At 37.5% G+C, this 26,054-nt stretch carries 21 protein-coding genes; 3 read left to right on the top strand and 18 right to left on the bottom strand.

Annotation, left to right across the window (positions count from 1 at the left end; translation table 11 throughout):
• Window position 1: 1 nt before the first annotated feature.
• The 10 genes from cas1e to GAVG_RS07495 all read right to left on the bottom strand — a co-directional run bounded on the left by cas1e (window position 2) and on the right by GAVG_RS07495 (window position 10,453).
• The gene (gene cas1e, locus GAVG_RS02615; protein WP_004112676.1) at window positions 2-943 is read right to left on the bottom strand and encodes a type I-E CRISPR-associated endonuclease Cas1e; all 942 of its coding nucleotides are present in this window, start codon (window positions 941-943) and stop codon (window positions 2-4) included.
• Between the two features lie 25 nt (window positions 944-968).
• On the bottom strand, window positions 969-1,616 hold the full coding sequence (cas6e, locus tag GAVG_RS02610) for a type I-E CRISPR-associated protein Cas6/Cse3/CasE (protein ID WP_004112674.1): 648 nt from the start codon (window positions 1,614-1,616) through the stop codon (window positions 969-971).
• On the bottom strand, window positions 1,617-2,492 hold the full coding sequence (cas5e, locus tag GAVG_RS02605) for a type I-E CRISPR-associated protein Cas5/CasD (RefSeq protein ID WP_009994022.1): 876 nt from the start codon (window positions 2,490-2,492) through the stop codon (window positions 1,617-1,619).
• A gap of 58 nt (window positions 2,493-2,550) precedes the next feature.
• Window positions 2,551-3,639 (bottom strand): type I-E CRISPR-associated protein Cas7/Cse4/CasC, encoded by a 1,089-nt coding sequence (gene cas7e / locus GAVG_RS02600; protein ID WP_004138505.1) that lies wholly within the window; start codon window positions 3,637-3,639, stop codon window positions 2,551-2,553.
• A gap of 94 nt (window positions 3,640-3,733) precedes the next feature.
• A complete protein-coding gene (casB, locus tag GAVG_RS02595; RefSeq protein ID WP_009994023.1) occupies window positions 3,734-4,348 on the bottom strand; it encodes a type I-E CRISPR-associated protein Cse2/CasB in 615 nt (204 codons plus the stop codon).
• A 22-nt stretch (window positions 4,349-4,370) separates the two neighbouring features.
• Complete coding sequence (locus GAVG_RS02590) at window positions 4,371-6,041, bottom strand: type I-E CRISPR-associated protein Cse1/CasA (RefSeq protein WP_009994024.1); 1,671 nt, start codon at window positions 6,039-6,041, stop codon at window positions 4,371-4,373.
• Window positions 6,028-8,883, bottom strand: a complete 2,856-nt coding sequence (locus GAVG_RS02585; RefSeq protein ID WP_009994025.1) for a CRISPR-associated helicase/endonuclease Cas3 — start codon at window positions 8,881-8,883, stop codon at window positions 6,028-6,030. The genes GAVG_RS02590 and GAVG_RS02585 overlap by 14 nt, the downstream gene beginning before the upstream one ends.
• An 855-nt stretch (window positions 8,884-9,738) precedes the next feature.
• Entirely contained in the window at window positions 9,739-10,035 is a 297-nt protein-coding gene (locus GAVG_RS02580) for a hypothetical protein (protein WP_004112662.1), read from the bottom strand.
• 129 nt (window positions 10,036-10,164) lie between these two features.
• Window positions 10,165-10,299 carry a poly(A) polymerase gene (locus GAVG_RS07540; RefSeq protein ID WP_004138524.1) on the bottom strand — a complete coding sequence of 45 codons (135 nt, stop codon included), beginning with the start codon at window positions 10,297-10,299 and terminating at the stop codon, window positions 10,165-10,167.
• On the bottom strand, window positions 10,280-10,453 hold the full coding sequence (locus GAVG_RS07495) for a hypothetical protein (protein WP_004112661.1): 174 nt from the start codon (window positions 10,451-10,453) through the stop codon (window positions 10,280-10,282). Before GAVG_RS07495 ends, GAVG_RS07540 begins: the two co-directional genes overlap by 20 nt.
• Before the next feature lie 1,262 nt (window positions 10,454-11,715).
• On the opposite strand from GAVG_RS07495, the gene GAVG_RS02575 reads away from it, so the two are divergent.
• Window positions 11,716-13,896 (top strand): DUF2075 domain-containing protein, encoded by a 2,181-nt coding sequence (locus GAVG_RS02575; RefSeq protein WP_013399551.1) that lies wholly within the window; start codon window positions 11,716-11,718, stop codon window positions 13,894-13,896.
• 140 nt (window positions 13,897-14,036) lie between these two features.
• On the opposite strand, the gene GAVG_RS02570 is transcribed toward GAVG_RS02575, so the two are convergent.
• The 6 genes from GAVG_RS02570 to GAVG_RS02545 form a co-directional block, all read right to left on the bottom strand.
• Entirely contained in the window at window positions 14,037-16,526 is a 2,490-nt protein-coding gene (locus tag GAVG_RS02570; protein ID WP_004112655.1) for an ATP-dependent Clp protease ATP-binding subunit, read from the bottom strand.
• Window positions 16,527-16,595: 69 nt separating this feature from the next.
• On the bottom strand, window positions 16,596-17,846 hold the full coding sequence (locus GAVG_RS02565; RefSeq protein WP_013399550.1) for a DUF3027 domain-containing protein: 1,251 nt from the start codon (window positions 17,844-17,846) through the stop codon (window positions 16,596-16,598).
• Between the two features lie 18 nt (window positions 17,847-17,864).
• Window positions 17,865-18,254, bottom strand: coding sequence for a cold-shock protein (locus tag GAVG_RS02560; RefSeq protein WP_004112652.1), 390 nt, complete (start codon window positions 18,252-18,254; stop codon window positions 17,865-17,867).
• Between the two features lie 189 nt (window positions 18,255-18,443).
• Window positions 18,444-20,477: a sensor histidine kinase gene (locus GAVG_RS02555; protein ID WP_009993561.1), complete on the bottom strand. Its 2,034-nt coding sequence runs from the start codon at window positions 20,475-20,477 to the stop codon at window positions 18,444-18,446.
• Window positions 20,478-20,479: 2 nt separating this feature from the next.
• Window positions 20,480-21,220, bottom strand: a complete 741-nt coding sequence (locus tag GAVG_RS02550; protein WP_004112649.1) for a response regulator transcription factor — start codon at window positions 21,218-21,220, stop codon at window positions 20,480-20,482.
• Between the two features lie 60 nt (window positions 21,221-21,280).
• Complete coding sequence (locus GAVG_RS02545) at window positions 21,281-22,015, bottom strand: hypothetical protein (protein WP_009993562.1); 735 nt, start codon at window positions 22,013-22,015, stop codon at window positions 21,281-21,283.
• Window positions 22,016-22,201: 186 nt separating this feature from the next.
• Here GAVG_RS02545 and GAVG_RS02540 point away from each other — a divergent pair, with 186 nt between their 5' ends.
• On the top strand, window positions 22,202-22,495 hold the full coding sequence (locus GAVG_RS02540; protein ID WP_004121657.1) for a WXG100 family type VII secretion target: 294 nt from the start codon (window positions 22,202-22,204) through the stop codon (window positions 22,493-22,495).
• A 118-nt stretch (window positions 22,496-22,613) separates the two neighbouring features.
• On the opposite strand, the gene groL is transcribed toward GAVG_RS02540, so the two are convergent.
• Entirely contained in the window at window positions 22,614-24,239 is a 1,626-nt protein-coding gene (gene groL, locus GAVG_RS02535; RefSeq protein WP_004115364.1) for a chaperonin GroEL, read from the bottom strand.
• A 273-nt stretch (window positions 24,240-24,512) separates the two neighbouring features.
• Window positions 24,513-25,196, bottom strand: a complete 684-nt coding sequence (locus tag GAVG_RS02530) for a LytR C-terminal domain-containing protein (protein ID WP_004138477.1) — start codon at window positions 25,194-25,196, stop codon at window positions 24,513-24,515.
• A 146-nt stretch (window positions 25,197-25,342) separates the two neighbouring features.
• Here GAVG_RS02530 and GAVG_RS02525 point away from each other — a divergent pair, with 146 nt between their 5' ends.
• Window positions 25,343-26,053, top strand: a complete 711-nt coding sequence (locus GAVG_RS02525; RefSeq protein WP_004118032.1) for a uracil-DNA glycosylase — start codon at window positions 25,343-25,345, stop codon at window positions 26,051-26,053.
• Window position 26,054 lies beyond the last annotated feature (1 nt).

Raw genomic sequence — 26,054 nt, 5'->3', positions numbered from 1 at the left:
ATCAATTCACCTCACTGTAATTTATTCCAGAATCTACTAGAAGTTCCTTATCGTCCCAAAGATGTATTACATCAACAGTAATTTGCTCGTCAATTGGTATTTCAAGAAGATTTTGTATATCATTAACAATACGAGACATTATGTTGCAATTTGCGAAGCAATCGCGCATCTTCAAACGCATTAACTGTTCAATGTCATCCTCGGATTCACACTGAGAAGCAACTTCAAAAGACGCAGGAATAGTTAATTCAGCTTTATATAAGTCTGCAATATCATATACGAGAGAAAGATCATGTCCAGTATGTACGAAACCTAATCCAGGTGCTAAACCTAAAGCAGATATTATGCTATGCACTAAACCGTATAAGCATACGTTACCTACAGACAATGCTTGATTAACAACAGTGCCACTTTCAAAATCGTCGATTTTATAATCGCGACCATTCCATTGGACATTGTATTGGTTAGACATTTCCCTATATACATGTCTAACACGAGCGCCCTCTCGACCTCGCAATTGTTGCATAGTATATGACGATACGTTTTCGTTAGGGAAACGCATTTGATACATTTTTCTCGCAACGCTCAGTCTAGACCTATTATTAGTAACAAGTTTTGCTTGTTTTTCCAACAATCTTGAACTTCTTGACAATGCTCTACCATGAGCATAATTTCGAACCCCATGCTCACCAACCCAAACTATGCTTGCACCAACATCTCCAAGTAATTCCATAGCTCTATGAGTAATCTCAGTACCAGGGCCTAAAAGTAAAACGCCAATCATTGCAGCAGGAACTCTTATAGTTCCATTTGCATCAAAGACTGTAACAGCACTATCAAGACGATTAATTTTCGCATGCTCTACGTATATAAAACTCACTCTGTCGCTTATACGTGGAAGCTCTGGTATTTCAGCTTTTTTGGCACCGAATTTCTTTTTCATACTGTTACAGCCTTTAATCATTTATTTAATTGTCTAAAGGAATTACTGTCATCATTCCAAAGCCATACGCTTTCTTTTTGCCAATTCCTTCTAACAGTGTTTTACGCATAATCTTTGCATCACTAATTGTTAAAATACCTTGATAAACAGCTTTACTTAATCGAATAGGTTTTTCTGACTTTGTAAATAAGCTATATCCGCGTTCAACAATAGCGAATTCATTTTCGTTCAACGAAAAACCTAATTTTTGTGCGCGATTAAGCAAAAAATTCATCTGCTGATCATAAGTAACATGTGGTACTACCCTACCTCTAGTAGTGCGAGTTTCAGCAGTATCAGAAATAGAAACAACAGGGTTAAGCGTCACACGAAATTGCATTCTCATGCCATTCATCAGTGAGCCTAAAAACTTATCATAATTCTTACTTGACGCTGTTCCAGCAACACCATACATCTCTAGACGTTGCAAATCTGGTTCAGAATCACTCACTATAAGCAAGTAATGTTTTCCATGCAGAACATCAACTCTCCATAGTTTTCGGCTTCTTTCATGATTCTCCCATTCGTCGGGAAAACTTTGCTCAACCCAATTGTGAAAAGCTCCGACAGATTTAAGATCTCTCAATGATGAGGGCTTTTTATAATCAATTTCAACTCTGCTTAAATAAGACATTTAAGACTCCAATCCAGAAAAAGCATCATGCTCAGCAATAAAATCTCCAGTAGATTTCACATGCTTACTATCTGATGAAATACCTTCCGAATCCGAATTATTGTGGAGAATTCTCTTAATAGGTATTTCCACTTTTGACTCGTAACGGAATCCGAATTTTCTTTCCTTGTTAGAGAAAGAATTAACGAAATCCTTGCGCAATCTGCGAACTGATCCCTGAATTTTATAAGTACTAGTATCGTCTTTAACTAATTCTGCTGCAGCTTTATCTACTAAATCAGAATCAGCGTATAAGGATATAAATACTTCATTGCATGATTCATCAGCAGACTCTGATGAATCAGATAGTCTAAAAGTATTAAATCTTTTTTTAGACCACTTGTTTGCAAGCCACTCATGCGTTAATAGAGCCTGAATTACTCCACAATCTTCTACTCCTAGAATAAAGTCAGCAGTAGGAGGCAATGATCTTCTGCCTAAACTAGATTGAAAATACGGCGAGCGCAACGCATCGTTAATACTGTAAATAAGTTGCTCATTATCGGATCCTATTGCAACTAGGAATATGGCATCTTCTAGATAGTAACGATTTGTAACGTAATTTTTTTCAAAGTCACCGTTAGACTTATATTTTGCAGCAATATGATAATCTCTAAGCAAATTTCCTTGCTGATCTATTCGTACTGCAAAATCTAAATCATTAAGCTTTGCAATCGCTTCATCACAATCTGCACTTCTTCTATATCCAAAAGCTGCAGCAATCATGCCTACTACCGCACTTTTAGATGGATAGTAGTCTGTGTGACGAGTCTCAAAATGCGAATCTGTACCCCATGATTGCAATGGCCCAGAAAACTTCAGTAATAAACTTTTCATAAGCTTCCTAACTCTTAAACACTAAATATCAACTAATAAGTGTTATTTATTAAGGAATTTACTGAAGGAATTCGGAGACTTTAGAAGAAAAGTCATCCAACAATTGCTGCATACTTTGCTCTTCCACGCCTAATTTAATTTCCTCATTCGAAGAATCCATTGTTACATAGAATGATGCAAGTGGTTTATGGACAAATTTTTGAACTTTTTCGTATTCTTGAGATAGCTTTTCTATAGATTTTGAAACATATCCGTCCTTAGATTTTACTGGATCTTCAAATGCACTAACTAAGTTCACTGGCCTGTCATCTCTTAAAGTTACCACCAGCATTTGCGGCAAAGTTTGATTAGCAAAAGTATTTACTTTGCCAGTAGGCATTGCGTTAGCGAAAGCTTCAATAAAAAGTCTAAGAGCATTAATTGTAGATTCTTTGTTATCGCTCAACTGATGGCTAAATTCATGTACTGCAACATTTGCATAACGATACAGCGTTGAAGAATTATATTCTATTGTTCCAAGCATTCCAGCTCCAGCATTATCATCCGCAGATAAATCATCAACAGCAGTATAGTAATCGAATTCAGTACGAACAGCGTGAGTGGAAATTGCGTGAGCAACTTGCGAAGAAGCGTCCTCATTAAGCGATGGATCGTCTGCAAGCATGCGACCGAATAACGCAATATCAATAGGTGGATTATCTCTCAAGATTTCTTGCAGTTGCTTCTTGTCAGTAACATTATTGATTGCTGCTTGAGCTAGAGAATTTGCTTGAGTCTCGCCTAAGAAGAATAAAGCTTTTGCTGTAGGAACTGTTTCCCCCTTATCTGTTTTAGTTTTAACTCCAGCAGTATTTAACGTTTTATCTGCTAAATCTAATGCTTCTTGTTCAGATAATTCTGGTTTTAACGTAATGATTTTATCGGCAACGTATTTAACAATATTTTTGCTTCGTATTCCAACATTAGAATCACCGCTGTGCTCTTTGAAGTATTCACGCATTGAGTGCTTCCAGCATTGAGAACTTATTCTGGTTCTAGTTACACCGCCATATTGAGCAGTTTTTGGACTGCCTGCATCATCGCGATTAATATTGCATGGTGGAACAGTTTGGATTGCTTGAATATCTAAGAATAAATGAGCGTTCATTGTTTTGCCTTTCTAAATTTTAGTTAATTGTTTAATAACGTTGTTTTTGAAATATGTAATTTTTAAAATATGTGATGTTGATAAAAAGTTATTGCTACTTGCTTAAGCGATAATATTCTTGCGCCCAGGAAAGTCTTACTTTTTCTGAATCTTCAAACTGAAGCAAATATAAATCGCGAGCTAGTTTAGAATAATCAATCGATTGTTGATTTTCTTTTGTTCTGCTTTTTAGTAGTCGAACTAGTTGACGAAGGTAGTAGTAAAAACTTTCGTAGTCGTTTGCAGTGATCATAACACTAAAGCGCCTATCCATAGCTCCACGTACGCCTTCATCACTTCTTAGTGTTCTTAAAGCTGTTCCCATATTGTTATAAGATTTTTCATTTTCTGAATCTTCAGATTTGTTCAAATCTTTATAACTTGATTTTTCTGCAACACCTTGCTCGTACAATGCGTATATTTGCAAAGTGTTTATAACAGCTCGCAATTGGTAGTTAACTTCGCCATATTTATCTATGAAGCTTTCTGGCACATTGTTTAATATCCATGGCCATATTTCTATTGACTGACTTAATGGCTTACCGATTGTGTGACGTAGTTGAGCAAGCATAGTTCGTCTCGATGCAATATCTGAGCTGTTCAAAAATTGATTTATGATTTTGCTAACAGCGTTTGATACTTCAACAGATTTGCTTTTATTTTCAGCCATAATAGCCTCCTTTCTATGTCTTTTATTTTCCTGATAATTTTTTTAATCGACTAGTAAAAATGTTGTAAGCTGTAACTATATTTTTTGTAGATTCTTTCTCGCTTTGATCAGATGGTCTACCTGTAAAATCGCGCAATGTTGCATTTTCTAGCATTCCTTTTGCCTCATCTATGAGTATGTTATGCAAAGTATTTCTCCATTGAGTACAACGTTCATTCATTGAATCTTTTGGTTTAATATTTGCTAACCATTCTCTAAACGGTTGATCAACTAAGAAATAAGCCTGACTAATGTACTTAGCAGAATATTTAGTTGCATCATCTTTATTTCTATTGCGTATTTCACATATGTCGAGAAGAAATTGCTTGTAAATGAATCCTATGGCAGATCTTGTATACTCAACTTCATTGTTAATTCTGTATACCCATCCATCGTCAGCATTATCAGTTACTACGACTTCATCAATATACAGAGTATCGCATATTTCATCTGTAGGAACCCAAGATGTAGCATTGCCGTCATCTTTCATACTTATGGCTTGCAGTGAAATAGAAGAACCAGTAATATCATGTTTAATTTTGTTAAGCCATTCCATAATTCCTGGTTTGTGATTTTTTACACTCCCATCATATAATTCTTGCGATGTAAGGAGTCCAAATGATCTCCACATAGCTTCTTCTGTTCTATGCTTCCTTGGAGTGTATTTATCCTTGTTTTCACCTTCCTTGTTATACTGCCATACTGTCATTGGTTCAATAAAAGAATTTTTATGATTAATATCAGGAAGTTTCACTATAGAAACCGATATTGGCTTGTCAACACTAATATCAGGATTTATATATATTGCCCTACTCCAGCGAGTGTAAAGCTGGGAAATATTGTCAATAAATGTTTCATAAAACGAATTTTCAATATTTTCTGTTCCTGAATATTCCCAACATGGCTTTTGTTTTTTCTCAGGAGATTGCACATCGCCAACAAGTACACAATTGAGCATAAGAGTTTCAAATAAATTTGCTCCTATTATCTCAATACCGCCGAGATCAAAAAGCCAACCTTTAGAAGCTTTATATTTTTCCGTACCAAACATGGTCTTATCTGCTAATCCAGCGTATGACTGTAAGGTAATAATCCATCTTGCTAATTGTGGTTCAGTAAGTGACGATTTGTTGTTATCAACATTATCTTTTGGAGAAAATACAGCTATTTTATTGTTACTTTCAGAAATCAATCGATTTATATTTTTACCAGATATCTCACTAGGAGATTTACCGCCAAGCTTTTTACTATCGATATCCTGTTTAAGTACTTGGAAAAATGGATATTTGTCATCAAAAAGGTAGAAATGATCATGCCATTGTTCTAAATATTTGAAAACTGCATCTGGAAACTTTTTTGAATTCCAAACTTCGCGCCAAATATCCATTGTTTCTTCATTGAAATCATCTTCACTATCTTCACCTGAATCAAATTCACGAGAATTTCCCTGAATATCGTACCTAGAAAAAACAGTATGAATCGCAGCAAGCAAAACACGAAGCAATGCAAAGTCCTGAGTTTTCATATCGCCAGCAAGAGCTTTATATTCTGATGCATGCTTAAATACATCTGTAATTGATACGAGTTTATTGTGGCCTTTTTCGTCTACAATGACGGAAATCCAAGGCTCATCTAGTAGATTAAACCTGCTCACCTTTTAATTCCTTTCTGTCTTCTTCCAAACTCTTAATACATACAATACCACTTTTTTCAGAATACACAACTCTATATTTCGATATTTCGCAAATATTATTTTCATCGAATAGTAAAACCAAAGAACCTCGCAACCAAGGCTGATTATCCCAGTTTTGGAACTGTTTTTGCTTGCGTATTCTTTCCAGTTCGTTAATCGTTTCTTCAATGCGATTATTATTTAATGTAAACATCCACGGCAATCCTACTGTTTCTTGAGCAAGTCTCATTGCAACTTCTGAATAATCAATATTTTGCGAAATATCTTCACAATCATGGAAAGTTCCATAACCAGATCCAACTTTTTTCACAGCAATAACTTCTATAGATTCACCGCTATTACGAACTTGAGCACATGCAAATTCATCAGATTCATTTGTAATTGAATTTTTCAACAAACCGACGATAGATTTTTTGCCAATTTCTGATTTTGGATTTTCAATTCTATATGTTTTTGCGGCACTTTCATTACTATTTCTGACTGAATCATGTTCTCTTTTTGCAGCAGCATACGCATCTTTCAAATCTTCTTGTAACTCTAAAAGATTATCGCCATAAACTATTTGCACTAATCGAGAAATATCTTGAGGCATATTTATAACATCTGGCAAATAGTATTGAGTTCTTATAAGTAAATATTTACTGTAAATAGACTCAGAAGCTTTCTCAAATTCATAACGCTCACTGGTTCCCAACACATATAAAATTGGCTCTTTAAAAGAATCTGGACGTTCTATCATATGCCTGTGTAATCTACCAGCACGTTGAAGTAATAAATCTATAGGTGCGAGATCAGTAAACAAAACATCAAAATCAACATCAAGTGACTGTTCTAATACCTGCGTACCGATAATTATTGCACGAACAGGTCTATGAGCATTCTTGCCTATCATATTGCAAATTTGTTGTTCTTTTCTAACTCTATCTGTAGCAATAAATTGCGAATGAATAACTATAACTTCTTCGTCAGTAAACTCACCAACGCATGCATTATAAATTTCCTGAGCTCTTTTAACTGTGTTCACTATAATCCCAGCAATACCACCATTATTTAGCAAGGATTTAAGCTCATTAACAAGTGATTCGTGTAAGCTATCGTCTGTTATTTTTCTTACAGAAACAGATTTATTATCACTAGCATCATTTTCAATAAATTTTTGTTTTACACAGTTTTTATCACTGTACGTAATTAAAGGATAATTATTTGTTTCAAAATCAACATTAGATTTATCGCATTCTCTCCAATTAAACCCAAACAACCCACACATATAGGCTTTTATAAGTTCTTTTCTACGCTTAGCAGGTAAAGTAGCAGAAAGCAACACAACAGGAACACCATATGCTGCCATCCAAACAAGAGATTCTTCAAGATACTTATTCATATAAGCGTCATAAGCGTGCACTTCGTCAATAATTACAACTTTTTTACTTAATCCCAAATGACGAAGCATAAGATGTTTTTGCTTTAACGAAGCTAACAAAAATTGATCTACTGTACCAACAACAAAGTCATCCAACATTGCAGTTTTTCGTCCAGTAAACCAATCATTAAGTATTACTCCATTATTATTTACATCATTACTACTAGAAGTACTTTCACAACCATCATTCATATTTTGCATTCCATGCAGCAAATGCGCATAATCTGCATTCAGTTCAGCTTTACCATGAACTAAACGTAAACCAATCTCACCCTGAAAATCACTATTCACACTTTTAAGCCAATCCTCAACTCGCCTAAACATTCCATTAGAAGTTGCTTGAGTAGGAAGACCGAAGAATACTCCGCTTCTTCCGGTTAGATTTGCTAATTGCTCAGCAGCAATTAAAGAAGCTTCTGTTTTTCCTGAACCCATTGAAGATTCAAGAATAAAAATTCCAGGCTCTTTGCAATGAGAAATTACATTGTACAACGCTGTCTGAATACTATTCGGCAAGAAACCAAAACGATGTTTGTATATTTGCGAAATATTGCTACAACAATTTAATGATTCCCATACGTCTTTAGAACCATGTTGTAACCACTTTTCCCAGCCTTTTCTATATCTTTCTTCCTGATTTTCTATTAAATCTTTCTCTATTGGAATAAGCGGAAAATATTGTTCATTACTTGCAATCCAATCAGCCATAATTACTAGTCCACACAATAAAACTTGTGCTGGTTCACTTATTTCTGGAAGATCATCTACATTAGAAAAATCATTTCTTTCTAAAGCCCAATCCAAAATATCATTCTGCAACTTTTGCCATAATTTACTATTTTCACTCTCAGTTTCACTTTGATAATAATGGTCAGTATACGCAGATTCGTTACTTTTATAAACAGAATCATTATCTAAAGGTTTACCATGATGAGCGCCAACTATTGCACAAACCCCTTCAGGAACTCCAGTATTAGAAAGAATAGCTTGACCGGTTATAGTGTGATGACTACTCGACCAATCTTCTGCCTTAATAATAAAATCATTGATATTTGTAAAACCAACAGTAGCTAATTTATTTTTTAACGCAATATCTAAATCTTTTGAATTTGAATACGATTTTCGAAACTGAAAAACGGGAGTAGCCTTACCAATATCATGTATGCATCCTAAAAATTGAGATAATTTTTTTGCATCAACTCGTTTACTTAATGAAGATTCAATCAATCTTCGCTGACCATCACTAAGCCAATGATCCCATAATTGACCAATAACATTTCCAGTATCTTCAAGGTGTTGAGCAAGAGGAAGCCATTGCATTACTCCATTAACTTCTCTCTTTTTACCCCATAATTCAGTATTAACAACGTGATTACAACTCATGATTACCGTCTTCCAATTTTTCCTAATCCACAATGATTATTAAATAATGGTAAATATACTCTCAATAAAAGCTTTAAGAAAGATTGTGTTGCATATTTATTACTAAACTATTTGAGCTTCAAACGTATTGCATGCATTTGAAGCTCAAATAATTGCCTCGCCAATGCGAGAAAGACGATAGAACACGAAACATAGAAGGATCACCCCCGCGCATGCAGGAAAGCCTATCAAAAGCGATTATACATCAACAACATTGTTATTGTGATTCTTTAATCTAGATCTTCTGCGTATCCAGTTAAGCCAGTTTGTAGTATAAAGTTAAAATTTTTCAAAGTGGTATAACTCTTACGCAAGTCAAGCAGATGTAGATGTTTAATGTGTAAGAAGAGTATCATTCACAAAAATCGACATAATGCAAGTGTGTCAAAATTGTTGCGTTAAGGAAACAGTTTTGACACGCGCTTATTGCGTATGATAAATCTAGCTAAACAATAACAAGAATATGGGTAATCCTTGCACATAAGGAAGGTACTCATATGATAGAATCGAATTGAGAGCTGGGGCTCCCCCTTACCCTTGACCCTTCACAGGGTAGGTTTGGGGGAATGACCAGCTCTTTTGTAATAATTAATTTTCCCGTTTTCTATTATGCAAACGCAACTTAGTTTCGTATCTTCTCTAGATAAACGTTTTTGAAAAATAGTATTTATTGAATCCTTTGTTACATTGGATATTCTAAAAAATAACGATATAATGAACGTAACGCGAGGGCCTCGCAGCTGCCGTTTACGTCAGATTGTTAGTCGAGGGGCCCCTCGCAATTTTCATTCTAAGTCTATTTTTTTAATATACAATTTATTCATCTTCATCGTAATCTGCAGAATGTTGGCGACGTGGAATCCCTAGTTTATCTGCCATTTCGTTATATGAATCAAGATAATCATCGTCAATAAGATTGTATGCTTCAATAATAAGTTTGCGAGGAGTATCTTGATGTTCCCATGCAAAACTTAAGTAATCTGCTAATGCTTCATAAGGCTCTCCTGCGCATGTAGCATTACTAGCGGCTTCTTTGCAAAGTTTATCCATGTATGGTTCAGCATAAGGCCGAAGTTTCTCTGCCGTGTCATAATAAATTTTCTGCATGTTCATCAGCTTTTCACTCCTCTCTTATTTTCCACAACTGGGAACACGGTATTAACGCGCATACTTTTAATTGCTTACAACCTTTTGCAGGTGGCTAAAATCTGATAATTGTTGATTTAATATAAAATTTATTTTTTATTCATCTGGTGAATGGACTTTACGCGGAACTCCTAAATCGTCTGCTATATCGTCATAGACATCTCCGCATTCATAAGGATCTAGAAGGTTATAGGCTTCTATTAGCAACTCTTTAGGTGCACTCTTGCGCATCCATGCGTCTACTTAAATAAATATCAATTGCGATTGATGGTTCACCTGCTCTAATAGCGCTATTGGCTGCTTCTTTAGAGTGTTTGTCCATATTAGGTTCAGCATAGGGACGAAGTTTCTCAGCCATATCATAACAAAGTTTCATCATATTCATCAGCTTTTGATTCCTCTCTTATCTTCCACATCGTTATATGCAGTAACAACGCGCTAAGCTCTTTCTTTTTTGATAAACGCACTTCTAGGATAGCATCAGCTTATGTGTGAAAGCCTGAAAAACGTGTGGTTATAGGGTTATAAGCAAAAACGCGTGGTACTCCTCAGACTAATGTTCCAGTCTTGAAAGCTAGTTGCCGAGGGCCACGCGTTGCAATTAAGATCCATACCTCATATGTGAGAAAAAAAATTCCAACTACACATACTAGCTAGAATTTCTATGAATAACCACACATTTAGAAAAGACCTAAAAGCACCGTGGTGCGCAATTGTCAAGAGGACGAAAAGGATAAAATCGCCCTTTGCACCACGGCTCTACTATGCTATCACGATACACATCGACCGTAAACACATTCGCATAAATCTTTGTGCGGAAAAACTAATTTCGTTGATTTAACGTAGTCAGCCCTCACTTGCGTTGAAAAGCACACTGTGCTTTCAACTTTGAGCAAGCTCGGCGTTCCAAGGTACTTTCGCGCTTGTTGTGTTGCACTCAAGCAGGTTGTCCCGCCCCACGATGCGGGAAAGACTGTGAACCAAGGTGAAAAATGGCACCATACGCCAGCGATAATAACGAGTGAAAACATAGCAGATACTATTGCATCTAATTTCATAATGAGCCTGCAGTATAGTGGATAGTGAGTCCCGGACACTTGGTCTGTTCGGGACTCACTATTTACTTATTGCGCTTCAAGGATTACCACTGCGTATTAGGTAAAGACTTATATGATAGAATCGAAATGAGGGCTAGGGCTCCTCTTACCCCTTAATCTCGTAATGAGTTGGTTTGAGGGTATGACTAGCTTTCGCATATTCCAACTGTTTTATAGTCTTTAATGATCCATATGTTATATGTAAAAAAAAAAATAAAGGAGCCCACACAACGCCTAAGGTGAGTAAATCAGCCGACGGCATGAAGCCGACTTTCAACGCAGGAAGACTCCTACGATTCATGCTAGTAAATATTGCATTATTACACAACATTGACTTTGTTTATATGATAAATCTAATTTATAGAGTTTGTGGGCCAGTGTATCAAAATTGTTGCGTTAAGGAAACAGTTTTGATACGTGGACTAAATTTTCATAATCGAAAATTTATAAATTGAGTTAAAAATATTCAATTCAAAAACATTTGTAAATTTGTCACTATTAGTAGTTTTTATTAATAGAATATTTCTTATCAAATAGCTATCATTGAATCATGATGAAAGCTATTGTTCCCCCTAAGTCCATAATTGTTAATTTACCTTATAAAGTTTTCAAAGATAATGAATTAGAACATAGCATTAATGAAAATCTAAAGTATAAAAGAAGTGATCTTGATAACCAAACTATTCAAGTTTTGAAGCATTACTTGCTGAAATTTCCAACTGTTTATATTGTTCATAAAAAAGAATATGAGAGATATACGGTTTATGTTGGTGAAACTAATAATATTGAGGAGAGAACAAAACAACATCTGAATGCTGATACCAAAATCAGAGATGATTGGGAAAAACTATCTGAAGGCGAAGTAAAACAATATATTATTGCTAATGAACATTTTAATAAATCACTTACTTTAGATGTTGAAAACCGCTTCATGCAGTATTTGTTAAGTGTTGATTCAATTAATGAAGTTACTAATCGCAGAACCAATCCTCAGGGTGAATATTATCCAGAAGAAGAGTTCGAACGTATTTTTTCTGGAATATGGGTTCAGCTTCATGACATGGATCCAGATTTATTTCCAGAGGAAGGAATTATTCGCGACTCAGCTTTATTCAAGGCGTCACCATTTCATAAATTGACTTCTGAACAGAAGACTATTGAAAGAAAAGTTATAGATATCGTTAATGAAGCTTTAAAATCAAAAAATAAGTGTGACTCTGATTCGTCTACGCTTATTTTGCTAGAAGGTGATGCTGGTACTGGAAAAACAGTTTTACTTAGTGATTTGTTCTATAAAATTTGTAACAAGCTAAGCAAAATAAAAAATCAATTACGCCAGTACAGTTATGATAGTGTTGAAGAAGAAAACGAAGAAGATTCTGATTATGAATATAAACAATTTTCAACTATCAATAATAGGAAAACTGCTTGCATAATTGTAAACCATAAAGAACAAGTGAATGTATACAATCAAATAGCAACAAAATTACGTTTGCAAAAAAATAATGATGAACTTGTTATGCTACCTTCTCAGTTTATTAATCGTTTTAGCGAGCAAACCGAACAAGGTCGTGGTATTATTGACAGACCAAAGCGTTGCTGTGATGTAGCTCTTATTGATGAAGCTCACTTGCTGAACACACAGGCTAATCAGGCTTACTCTGGTTCAAATATGTTGTCTGATATCTTATGTAGGTCTCGAGTTGTTATTGCAGCTTTTGATCCTAATCAAATTTTACAAAGTAACCAACGGTGGAATTCAGAAGACTTAGAAAAATTATTGGGTACATATTGCAAGGATAAGAAGTCTTTTGGTAATAGTGCTAATGATTGTGGAGCATTATCCTTAAATGATTCAATAAGTGTGAATGTTCGTCGTTTTATTCTTGAAAATCAGATGCGTATGAGAGCTAATAAAAATGTTCTCGAATGGATTAAAAATTTTATATACAATGGTTGTATTGGCACTCTTCCAGTATGTAGTAATTCTGAAATAAAAAATGCAGATTCGAATAATGCAGATAAACCTTTTGATTTCAAGGTATTTGATTCACCTATTAAACTGTTTAAGGCTATCAAATCTAAATCTGAAGAAAAAGCTTCTGGGTGCGATGGGCACGGATTATCACGTATTGTTGCAACATACGATTGGGAGTATAAGAACAATAAGAATAATCCTACTGCTGTAAATGGTACTTGGAATGTAGATTTACATTGTGATAGTAATGGACAATGGTATATGGGACTTGGAGAATATGCTGATGCTAGTAGTTCCGAGTTAGAAATTTTGGAAAGAGAAGGGAAAATTTTTAGCCATCCATGGAATTATCAATTGTCATCGTTAGATAGCTCGAAGCATTCACATTCAATAAAGGAAACAAAAAAATCATGGGCAGAACAGCCTCATACTATAAATGAAATTGGATCTACATTTACAGTTCAAGGATTTGATTTAAATTATGCTGGGGTAATAATTGGACCTTCAGTGCAGTATCGTAATGGTAAAGTTGTTTTTTGCCCAGAAAATAGTAGAAACGATAAAGCAACTAATAAAAGGCACACTAAAGATTTATCAGCAAAAAAGAAAATTACGTTAGACTATTCAATTGATAATCTTAAAAATGAGCTTAACGTGTTATTAAAACGAGGAGTTAATGGACTCTACATTTTTGCTGTAGATACGGAATTAGAAAAAGCATTATTAGATGCTCAGCGTAATTCATTTATCTGAATAATACAGTATCGGAATAACATATTTTATTTATCGGAACAATAGTGATTTATAAAACCCATAAAACGCAAAAATCCCGATGAGATTTACACACCGGGATTTTCGTTATTTAGAATATTTTCACTAGTTAGAACTCAAAATCAAGACTCAACATCAAACTTTATGCCGCGGAAAATAAACTCCCCCAGCAAACCTTCTCCTTCTGCATCAACTTCAACGCGTTCACCATCTGTTAAGTCGCCAAGCAAAATCTTCTCACTTATGGCATCCTCAATATCGCGCTGAATAACTCTTCGCAACGGTCTTGCTCCAAGAAGAGGATCAAAGCCCTTTTGCGCAAGAAGATTCTTAGCTGCATCTGTAAGCTCCAAAGTCATATGACGTTCAAACAGACGGTCATTCAAACGCTTAACGTCCAAATCAACAATCTGACGAACCTCTGGCTCAGTAAGCTGACGGAATACAATCGTATCATCCAAACGGTTTAGGAATTCCGGACGGAACTGACGCTTCAATTCCGAATTAACCTGATCCTTCATCCTCTGGTAAGATGCATCCGCATTATTGCCAAGACTAAAACCAGTATTCGCTGACTTAGCAATATCACGAGTACCAAGATTTGTAGTCAAGATAATAATCGTGTTCTTAAAATCAACTTTTCTTCCTTGGCCATCTGTTAAATGACCGTCGTCTAACACTTGCAAAAGCGTGTTGAAAATATCTGGATGAGCCTTTTCAATTTCGTCAAAAAGCACCACCGAGAATGGCTTTCTACGAACCTTCTCTGTAAGCTCGCCACCCTCCTCGTAGCCAACATATCCTGGAGGAGCACCGAAAAGACGAGAAGCCGCATACTTTTCCGCAAACTCCGACATATCAACACGAATCAAAGCATCATCATCGTCGAACAGGAATTGAGCCAAGGTTTTAGCAAGCTCTGTCTTACCAACTCCCGTAGGACCAGCGAAAATAAACGATCCAGAAGGACGCTTTGGATCTTTCAATCCTACTCGCGCACGACGAATAGAACGAGAAAGTGCAGAAACAGCCTCATCTTGACCAATAATACGCTTATGAAGCTCCGCTTCCATACCGAGCAACTTTTTGGATTCCGCTTGAGTTAGCTTAACAACAGGAATACCAGTTGTATTAGAAACAACAGATGCAATAACATCCTCGTCTACAACCATATTCACATTAGACTCGCCCTCACGCCAAGCCTGCTCTTTATTCTTACGTTCTTCCTCAAGCTTTTCCTGCTCATCTCGCAAGTCGGCAGCCTTCTCAAAGTCCTGATTCTTAATAGCTTCATCTTTCTTTTCTGAAAGTTTAGAAATCTTAGAATCAAGTTCCTTAAGCTCTGGTGGCTCTGTCAATCGCTTAATACGTAGGCGAGCTCCAGCTTCATCAATAAGATCAATCGCCTTATCTGGCAAATTCCTATCTTGAATATAGCGAGCAGACATTTCGGCTGCAGACTGCAAAGCAGCATCCGTAATAGTTACGTGATGATGATTCTCGTAGCGTGCACGCAAACCTTTTAGAATCTCAATTGTCTCTGCAATAGAAGGCTCTTGAACTTGAATAGGCTGGAATCTTCTTTCCAAAGCCGCATCCTTTTCAATATACTTTCTATACTCATCGGTAGTTGTAGCACCAATCGTCTGTAGCTCACCACGCGCAAGCATAGGTTTAAGCATGTCAGAAGCACCCAAAGCACCATCTGCAGACCCAGCACCAACAATAGTATGAATCTCATCAATAAATAGAACTATATCTCCACGAGTCTTAATTTCTTTAAGCACCTTCTTTAAGCGCTCTTCAAAATCGCCACGATAACGAGATCCAGCAACCATCGAACCCAAGTCAAGAGAATAAACCTGCTTGCCCTTTAACGTTTCTGGCACATCTCCAGCAACAATCTTCTGTGCAAGACCTTCCACAACAGCTGTTTTACCAACACCAGGTTCACCTATAAGAACAGGATTATTCTTAGTTCTGCGAGAAAGCACAACCATAACGCGCTCAATCTCTTTTGAACGACCAATAACAGGATCAAGCTTCCCTTGCTCAGCTTCTGTAGTAAGATTCCTTCCGAACTGATCTAGCAGCGCAGAACCAGACTGATTCCTCTTATCCTGCACTCCTCCAGCATTAGCCAAATCACCCTTCTGACCGTCTTCTGGTAATCCAGAATTTCCTCGAATCAAATCCATTGCAGTGCTACGAAGATCTCCTAAATCGACCTCCATCTTAATAAGCACCTGCGTTCCAACACCTTCGCCTTCTCTAATAAGACCTAAGAGAATATGCTCGGTACCAATATAGCTGTGCCCCAATTGCAATGCTTCACGCAAACTAAGCTCAAGCACTTGTTTAGCATGCGGAGTAAAAGGTATGTGTCCACTAGGCGAGACAGTACCAGTGCCAATCATTTCTTTTATTTGTTTACGAGTATTGTCTAATTCTACGCCTTTGGCGTTTAAAGCTTTTGCTGCTATTCCTTCGCCTTCTCTAATAAGACCTAAGAGAATATGCTCGGTACCAATATAGTTATGCTGAAGAGAGCGCGCTTCTTCCTGAGCTAGCACAATCACACGCCGAGCGCGGTCAGTGAACCGTTCAAACATAATTGCCTTCCGTTCTTATCCTTCGTTCTATGGTAACGAGTTGCCATGACTCTAACACTATTTTTAGTGTTACTCATTGGTTAATGACGACTTATTTAAATCTTCAGAATTGTCTGCAGAATCCGAGTCATCGCCAGATTCTGCATAATCTGCGCTATCTGCATCATCCGAAACATCACTCTTATCAACATCATCAGAATTATCAGTGCTATCTGCAAAATCTTCTGATTCAATATCTTCATTAGCTTTATTATCTTTATTATTACTTCTATCAATTGAATCAATTTCTGCAGAATCGCTATTTTCGCTATTTTCGCTATTTTCACTGAACTCGTCAGACTCGTCTTCAATTATCAACCTGCGATGTTTTTTACGATTTTCCTTACTATCTTCAATCGCTTCTTCGATAAGCTCTACATCTGCTCTCTCGTCTCTAGGAGCTTGAGGAGCTATCTCAATATGATAATCGTCATAGGCTGGAGTCGATTGAATCCAAAGTTGTGATGGCTCTGGTGGCTCTATTTCGGAATGCTCTCCACACCCGTGATCTAATGCCACCACTCTCCCATCGTCTGGGCTCCACATATTTGCGCAAACTCCAAACATGTTTCCTAAGCTGCCAGCTAGCGGAATCATAAATCCGCAGGATGAACACGCTTTACCATCCGCAATTTTAGTAGAAAGCGATTTAGGACCATGTTGTCCCGAATACCATCGCTTCGCCGTTTGAGCTATTGCCTCAGCAGTCATAACCCTCTTACGAGTTAATCTAAAAGTCTCAACTGCTTCTTCAAAATCTTCTTGAGATTCTTTAGACTCATTATCTTCTTTAGATTCATTATTTTGCTCTGTTTCGCCATCCTGTTCGGTTGCTGGCGACTTTTCCGATTCAGAGCATTCAGTTTCTACAGAATCTTCAGAAACATTTGCTTTAGATTTTTTATAATCTAAATCTTCTGGATTAACTCCAGACTCAAGCCTTTCATCATCTTCGGCTGTACCAATAGAGTCCATAACCGAAAGATCCGTTGGCTTAAGTCTATCTTTCCAAGGAATCCAAGGTGGAGGTAGTAAAGAATCCTCAGTTGGGGCAAGAGTTGACTCATTAACTGTCCAACGATCAACATCAGCATCGTGGTACAGCGTTACTGACCACTGCCAACCTTCATACCCAGGCATATTGCAAACAAATCTAAAATCGGTAACATCACTACCAAGATCTGTAGCACTTACGAAATCTCCAACAGCGTTTTCACGCTCTGAAGTTTCCACAGCAATACTATATGCAAGCTCCTGAGGATTAATTACTTCATCTGCCATAAAAAATCCTGTTAAATATCAGTCCTGCACGTCAAAATTGTCTGCTACAGCACGCAACAAATGCGCAAGTTTCTTACTCTCAGCAGTAGACGGATAATGACGACGTCGTAAACCATTGCCTGCAGAATCTAAAAGCTTAATAAGGTCTTCTACTATTGCAGCCATATCTTCAGCTTTTGGTCTTGTGGCTTTTACTAGCGAAGGCGCAGAAGCCACAACAGTGAGACCCATTGCCTGTGGCCCTTTACGACCTTCAACAACAGAGAATTCAACACGCGTACCTTTACGCAGCTCTTTCACTGATTCTGGCAGCGCAGAAGATGGTAAGAATACATCTTTGCCATCCTCATCGCATATAAAGCCATATCCTTTTTTAGAATCGTACCAACGAACACGCCCGTTGGGCATAACACACCTCACTCGAATTCATTAAATTCTATGCGAATCATCATATTCTACTATAATCCACATAACATTCACTCGGCTCACGCTTTATCAATTGTAGCGCATGAATCCCGAACAATCTAAAACAAAAACTATAAGCAATAAATTATCCGAAAAAACATGTCAAAACAAGCAAAATTATAAATAAAATAATTAATAATTTAAACTATTATCGATTTTTACAATATTATTATCGGTAACCATGCTAGAAGTATCTGTATTCTTAACCTTCTTATTATTCTCATCGTCAAATATCACATTCGGCAACACAACCGTAAGAGTTAAACCATGAGGCTTAGATTCAGACGATTCGCTTCCTGCCATTGTATCATCAATAAGCTGATCACTGCTGGTCCTAGATGCACAAGACGTAGTAGCACATATAAAACCACGATGAGCTTTAACAACAGACTGAGCAATAGACATACCTAAGCCAGTACCACCCTTTTCTCTAGCACGAGATGGATCTGCAATATAGAATCGCTCAAATATGTGAGATAAAGATTCTTCAGGTACGCCAGGTCCATGATCTACCACTCGAATAACCACAAATGAGCTGCCTGTTCCAGTAGATTGGCTCACTTCCGCAGCTTCTAAAAAGTCTTTCAATGAACGAGATACAGATCCCATTTTTTGAAGAGCTTCAGGAGTAATAGAAGCCTTGAGAACACCCATACCTATCTCTACTGGAGAATCGCTTGGAGTATAGCGATGAATGTTTCCAACAATATTTGTAAGAACTTGTCGCAATCTAGCTCCGTCACCCTTTAAAGTGACTTTAGGTAACTCACCTGGAGTAAAAATAAACTTTCTATCAAGACTGCAATTTGTTGGCTTAGAGCAATTCATCAACTTCCAGTCATCAGCTAAATGCAAAGTGCCTTGCTGAATAACTCGAACTGGATCTAACGCTCTCAAATCATTTGCCGCATCAGAAAGAATAGGAGTTACTTTAACTGTCTGAGAAACATTTATTCCTCTACCCTCGTCAAATCGTGCCAGCGAAAGCAAATCTTCTACAAGTTCCGTCATTCTTTCACTAGAAGCCTTAATATGAGCAATAGAATCATCAGCTTTTTCTTGCTGACCAGGCACACCTCTCCACATGTAGTACAATTCAGCGTATCCATGAATAGCAGCTAATGGAGTACGGAGTTCATGACTTGCATCAGAAACAAATTGTTTCATTTTCTCAGTCATTGCTTCCTGGTCGTTAAATCCTTGTTCAATCTTAGAAAGCATAGAGTTCAACGAAGCAGCTAAAGATCCAACCTCCGTGTTCTCTGGTGCGGAAGGTACTCGCCTACTTAAATCTCCTGAAGCAATCTTCGACGCAGTTTTTTCTATTCTCTTTAGTGGAACAAGAGTAGATTGAATAATAAGAGCGGCTAAAACAGCACCAAGAAGGATAACTGTTATACTAACCATCACACAATAGCGTGTAAGCGTATTAACAGTATCTAATTGGTCACTTAAAGAAAGAGCTATATAAACATACCCTCTAACATGCATTTCGGAATTATATCCGCTTCGCTGACCCCATGTAAGAACAAGAACTCGCCAAGGAGATTCCGCAGCTTTTGCAGTTGTTTCATCAATGCTTTTTACATCTCCATGTACACGCGCTGGAGCAGTAAAAGGCCTACGTCTTACAACAACATTATTAATTTCTCCATCTTCTGGAAGAGTTGGCATAGAAACAACATCACCTTTAAGTTTTGGAATCAAAGGTGTAGTAATAATCTTGTTATTAGTGTCTCTAATCTGCAAGAAATAATCATTAGGACCTGCAGCCTGTTCTCCAGAATCCTTACTACGAAGTAAATCTATATTGTCGTAAATAAGCTGAGCCTGATCTGTAAGCTGAGCATCGGTTTTATCCAGAAGATAACTGCCAACTAATTGCCTAATAGAAAGAGAAATACACAATGCAGCAATTGTAAGAACAACCAAAGTACACGCCACCAAACGAGTACTCAACGGTATAGCATCAATATGCCTCCGCAACCATTTGGACTTAGATTTATTCTTAGTTTTTTTAGGATTATCACCAGAATAAGTCACTAATTCGGCTTTAACATTTCGATCAGCACTAACTTCGGACTGATTTAATCCGCTGTTATCAGAACCAGATGTTTTGGAACCATTATTGTAAAGCGAACCATCCACAGATTTGCTCTCACGCATAATCAGGCTTGACCTGCTTTCGGAACGCGAATCATATAGCCAATACCACGCTTCGTTTCAATAAGAGGAACAACCTTCTTTAAGCTTCCATCCTCATTTTTAATTTCAATACCATCAATCTTTTTACGAAGATAAGAAATATAGGATTCTACGATTGCCGCATCTCCACCCCAATCATATTGCCAAACATGATTGAGAATCTGACTCTTAGACAATACTCTACCTTCATTGTCCATCAAATAATGAAGCAGTTTATACTCCGTAGGACTTAATTCAATTGGAACACCAGATCTGGAAACATCATGCGAATCCTCATTAATTTCCAAATCAGCAACGCGCACAACAGGAGTATCTTCATCTGGATCTTGAGTTCTACGCAATATTGCACGAATTCTCGCAACTACTTCTTCTAGACTAAAAGGCTTTGTAACATAATCGTCGCCACCAACAGTAAGACCCATAATCTTATCCTGAGTGTCGTCTCTAGCAGTAAGGAATAACACAGGAACAGCAACACCATTCTGGCGAATTCGCCTTGTAACCGTAAATCCGTCTATATCTGGGAGCATAACGTCCATAACAATAAGATCTGGATGTACACGCTCAATAACATCAATAGCTTCTGATCCAGAAGCTGCTGTTTCTACATCAAATCCTGCAAAGTGTAGCGATGCTACCAAAAGCTCACGAATTGAAGGTTCGTCATCGACCACAACAATAGATGCTTCTACATTCTTACCCATACTGATTAGCATCACTTATAAAACTGAATGTTTCCTGAGTGTTTCCTGAAAAAAATCGATTTATTTACGCGCCGCATGGCGTCTCTTAGCTCTTCTCAACCCTAGTGATACTTGTTTTAGAATATAGTTTCTTCTCCACAAAATAAATGCAACAAGAACAAACAAAGCAACAATAATAACAACCATAACGATTGTTGAAACTACACTTGTTCTGGAAGTTACAGAAGTTTTCTTAGACCGAGCAATCTGCTTCATAAGCATGATTGCAGATTGAGACCAATCAGCACCTTGAGAACTAATAAGAGGACGATACGCCGCATCAGAAAGCAAATCCACGGTTGTTTTTCTTTTAAGCCATTCATCAGAATTAGATGAAACTGCTACTACAAGCTTTCCATCATGAGTAGCAACAGCAAGAAGAACAGTATTACGATCTGGATTAGTGCTTGTAAGTAAATCACTAGCCCATTTTGACGGATTTTTATTTCCAGTAAAATTAGATAAATAAAGTAATTTAACCAATACACCTGTTTGTTTTTTGGTTATTGAAATCATATCTGAAACTTTTGTAACAGAATCTCCAAGAAGATTTTCTGTATCCGTAATAGAATCTGTTGCAACAATACCCAAATTCTTAGTGCTTTTATTCTGAGAATCCGCTTTTGATAATCCATCATTAGCAAAAGCTGTTGTTGGAAACAAAACACTTTCGCTCAAAAATACAATAATTACAAAAGCAGATAAGCCTTTAACCACATTGATAAAAAAATCTTTTATAAACTTTCTCGACGGCATATATTCATAATACCGTGTTTTTAGATTACAAGAAACAAGCGCAAAATAGAGCAATTTAGGCAAAACAAAAGTTAAAAAATTATAAATTTGATTTATACAAATTAATTTATACAAAAGATAAGTTTGCACGGCAAAAACTAAATGAATAACTATAAGAAAATTAACTACACTAAATGAGGAGAAAAAATGACACAATTTAGAGTTGATTCAGAACAAATTCAGCAATCTGCTGCAGCAGTTGCATCTTCGATTAATGCGATTCGAGACGCCACAAATGGAATGTACGCAAATCTCCAACAATTGCAAAGCGTATGGACTGGTCCTGCCGCTACACAATTTGCATCAACAGCTGGGCAATGGCGTGCAGCACACCAACAAATGGAACAATCATTGCAATCCATTCAACTCGCTATGCAAAATGCTTCTAACATTTACATGGATACAGAAGCGCAAGCTACATCTTTGTTTGCAATGGGATAAACAAAATAATTAAACAATAGAATAAATAAAAAACGTGAGCGGCGATTTGTATTTTAAAACAACTCACCGCTCACATATAACAACTAGCTAAAAGCTAAGCAATACGTCTAACTTTTATTTAGTAGCCCATCTCTGCGCCAGCCTGTGGTGCAGCAGCTGGCTTCTCAGGCTTATTAGCAACCACAGCTTCTGTAGTTAAGAACAAGCCAGCGATAGAAGCAGCATTCTGTAGAGCAGAACGAGTTACCTTAACTGGGTCGGTAACGCCTGCAGCCAACAAATCTTCATAAGTATTAGTTGCAGCATTGAAGCCTTCGCCTTCTGGAAGCTCACGGACCTTGTTGAGCACAACGTCTCCAGAAACGCCGGAATTCTGAGCAATCTGCTTGATTGGAGCTTCTACAGCACGGAACACAATTGCAGCACCCGTGGCTTCTTCTCCACTAAGAGCAACAATATCAGCAGACTTCTCAACCTTAGCGGCAGCCTGAACCAAAGCTACACCACCGCCTGGAAGCAAACCCTCCTCGATAGCAGCCTTAGCATTACGAACTGCATCTTCAATGCGATGCTTACGTTCCTTAGCCTCAACTTCCGTAGCAGCACCAACCTTAATAACAGCAACGCCGCCAGCGAGCTTAGCAAGACGTTCCTGAAGCTTTTCGCGATCGTAATCGGAATCAGTGTTCTCAATTTCGGCGCGAATCTGAGCAACACGAGCCTCAACATCTTCCTTAGAGCCAGCGCCAGAAACGATAGTTGTTTCATCCTTAGAAACAATAACCTTTGCAGCATGACCAAACACAGAAGCGTCGATAGAATCAAGCTTCAAACCAAGGTCGTCAGAAACAACCTGAGCACCAGTCAAAATAGCCATATCCTGAAGCATTGCCTTACGGCGATCGCCAAATCCTGGAGCCTTTACTGCAACAGTATTGAAAGTACCGCGAATCTTGTTAAGAACAAGAGTTGGTAATGCTTCGCCATCAACATCTTCAGCAATAATGAGCAATGGCTTACCAGACTTCATAACAAGTTCAGCAACATGAACAATGTCCTGCTGGCTAGAAACCTTGCCAGAAGTGAGCAAAATGTATGGGTCTTCAAGAACAGCAGTCTGATCTTCTGCATTAGTGACGAAGTAAGGGGAAATATAACCCTTATCAAAACGCATACCTTCAGTGAAGTCCAAATCAAGACCAAACTTGTTGTTGTCTTCAACGGTAACAACACCGTCCTGACCAACCTTATCCAAAGCTTCAGCAATCTTTTCGCCAACTTCAGGATCTGCTGCAGAAATAGTTGCAGTAGCTGCAATCTGATCCTTTGTTTCAACATCCTTAGCAGATGCGAGAAGTTCCTTAACAATTGCTTCTGAAGCCTTTTCAATTCCGCGACGAAGAGCGATCGGGTTGCTACCAGCAACAACATTCTTTAAGCCTTCGTGCACCAGAGATTGAGCCAACACGGTAGCGGTTGTAGTGCCGTCACCTGCAACGTCGTCAGTCTTCTTAGCAACTTCCTTTACCAATTCGGCGCCAATACGCTCGTATGGATCTTCAAGATCGATCTCCTTAGCGATTGAAACGCCATCATTAGTGATGGTTGGGGCGCCGTAAGACTTATCAAGAACAACGTTACGACCCTTTGGACCAAGAGTCACCTTTACTGTATTTGCAAGCTTATCAAGACCAGCAAGCATACCCTGACGGGCATCTTCTTCATAGGCAATAATCTTTGCCATTATTCCTCCACATAACTTAACTATGGAACACTCACTCAAACCGTCGAAATCTAACCAACCGTCAGCTGTTGATTAAACCTGCAACATTAGAGTGCTAAATGAAGATTAGCACTCTAAGTGCCCGAGTGCCAACTATATTCAAAAATATATAGAAAAAATCTATAAGCAAAATCAAAAATAGCCAAGCAAAAAGCCACTCTATACGACTTTCTACTCGACTATTTAAGAAATTATTTATTATTGAAATTTATTGCAAAATGAGTAAATAGCAATTTACTTGCACAAAACAACAACTATTGTGGTAGTTATTTCACTAGTTGCCTCAACATTGCTAATACCCAAAGTTTTAGCGACGTCTTGTGCAGCAGCACGATTTTCATCTCCCTTGTACCAAACAACAGAATCCGAAGGAACATTACCTTTAGGATTTGCAGCTTCTACATTTGCATAACCAGCTTGCTTAAGCTTTCCAGCTTCTTGAGCTGCATGACCCTGAATTTTAGTTGCATTAACAACTTTTACTTGAACTGTCTTGTTAATATCTGCTGTCGAAGAGTCATTGTTAGCATTAGAGTCTTTAGAAGAATTCTTATCTTCTTTATCTTGCTTTTTATCTGACTTATTTGTTTCTTCTGGGTCCTTATCCTCGTCTGAATCATCGCCATCAGCTTTGTCAGATTTACTCTTGCTCTCATCAATTTTGCCATTTTTATTGCCATTAGAAGACTTGGAAATTGCTGAATTATTTGCACTCCAAGGCATACGAATATTGTTGATCTCTCCAGACATAACCGCCCATGCCAGAAGACCCAACACAACAGCAACAACTAGCACAACAACATATGGGAACAATACAGCATACCACGCGCGATTTCCACGATGTACTCCAACAGGACCTTCTGGTGGATTATCGAAATCATCAGTCGTGAATGACACGTTCTGGCTATTGTTCGCCATAATTGTATCCCTTCCAAAAAATCATTAAAACAGTATGGAATACATACTAGCGAATGCCTCGCACAAAACATAAGATAAATGGAAATATAAAAAATTATTATTATTTGCTGCACATATTTGTCATTTATGTTTTAAAGTTATTAACCATGGAGATTAAACAGCGAAAGTCTTTACACGATTTAATAGACCCAGATTGGGCAGACGCTCTTGAACCAGTAGAACCACAAGTTCACAAAATGGGAGACTTTTTAAGAGATGAACTATCTAACGGGAGGCGATTCCTGCCAGAAAGTCACAATATTCTCAGAGCTTTTACAATACCTTTTAAAGAAATAAAGGTTCTTATTGTTGGTCAAGACCCATATCCTACTCCAGGTCATCCTGTAGGACTTAGTTTCTGCGTTGCTCCAAACGTTAAACCATTACCTAAAAGTCTTATTAATATTTATAAAGAATTAGTTAGTGATTTAAATGTACCAATGCCAAAGAATGGTGACTTAACACCGTGGACTCAAAAAGGCGTTATGCTACTAAACAGGTGCCTTAGCGTTGAAGTAGGTAGACCTAATAGTCATCAGGGAAAGGGCTGGGAAGAAATTACCGATGCAGCTATTACCGCATTGAATAACCGTGTAGATAATAACGGCAAGCATATTCCTCTGGTTGCAATTTTGTGGGGAAGAAATGCTCAAAGTCTTGCTCCTCTTCTTACAAACGCAATCATTATTCAATCCCCTCACCCAAGTCCTCTTTCTGCCTCTAGAGGATTCTTTGGTTCTCGTCCATTTTCAAGAGCAAACCAGGCTTTAATATCGTTAGGATCAACACCAATAGATTGGACTCTCCCTAGCGAATAGT

Source organism: Gardnerella vaginalis ATCC 14018 = JCM 11026 (assembly GCF_001042655.1).
GTDB classification, from domain to species: Bacteria; Actinomycetota; Actinomycetes; order Actinomycetales; family Bifidobacteriaceae; genus Bifidobacterium; species Bifidobacterium vaginale.
This window is presented reverse-complemented; position numbering and strand designations above follow the sequence as displayed.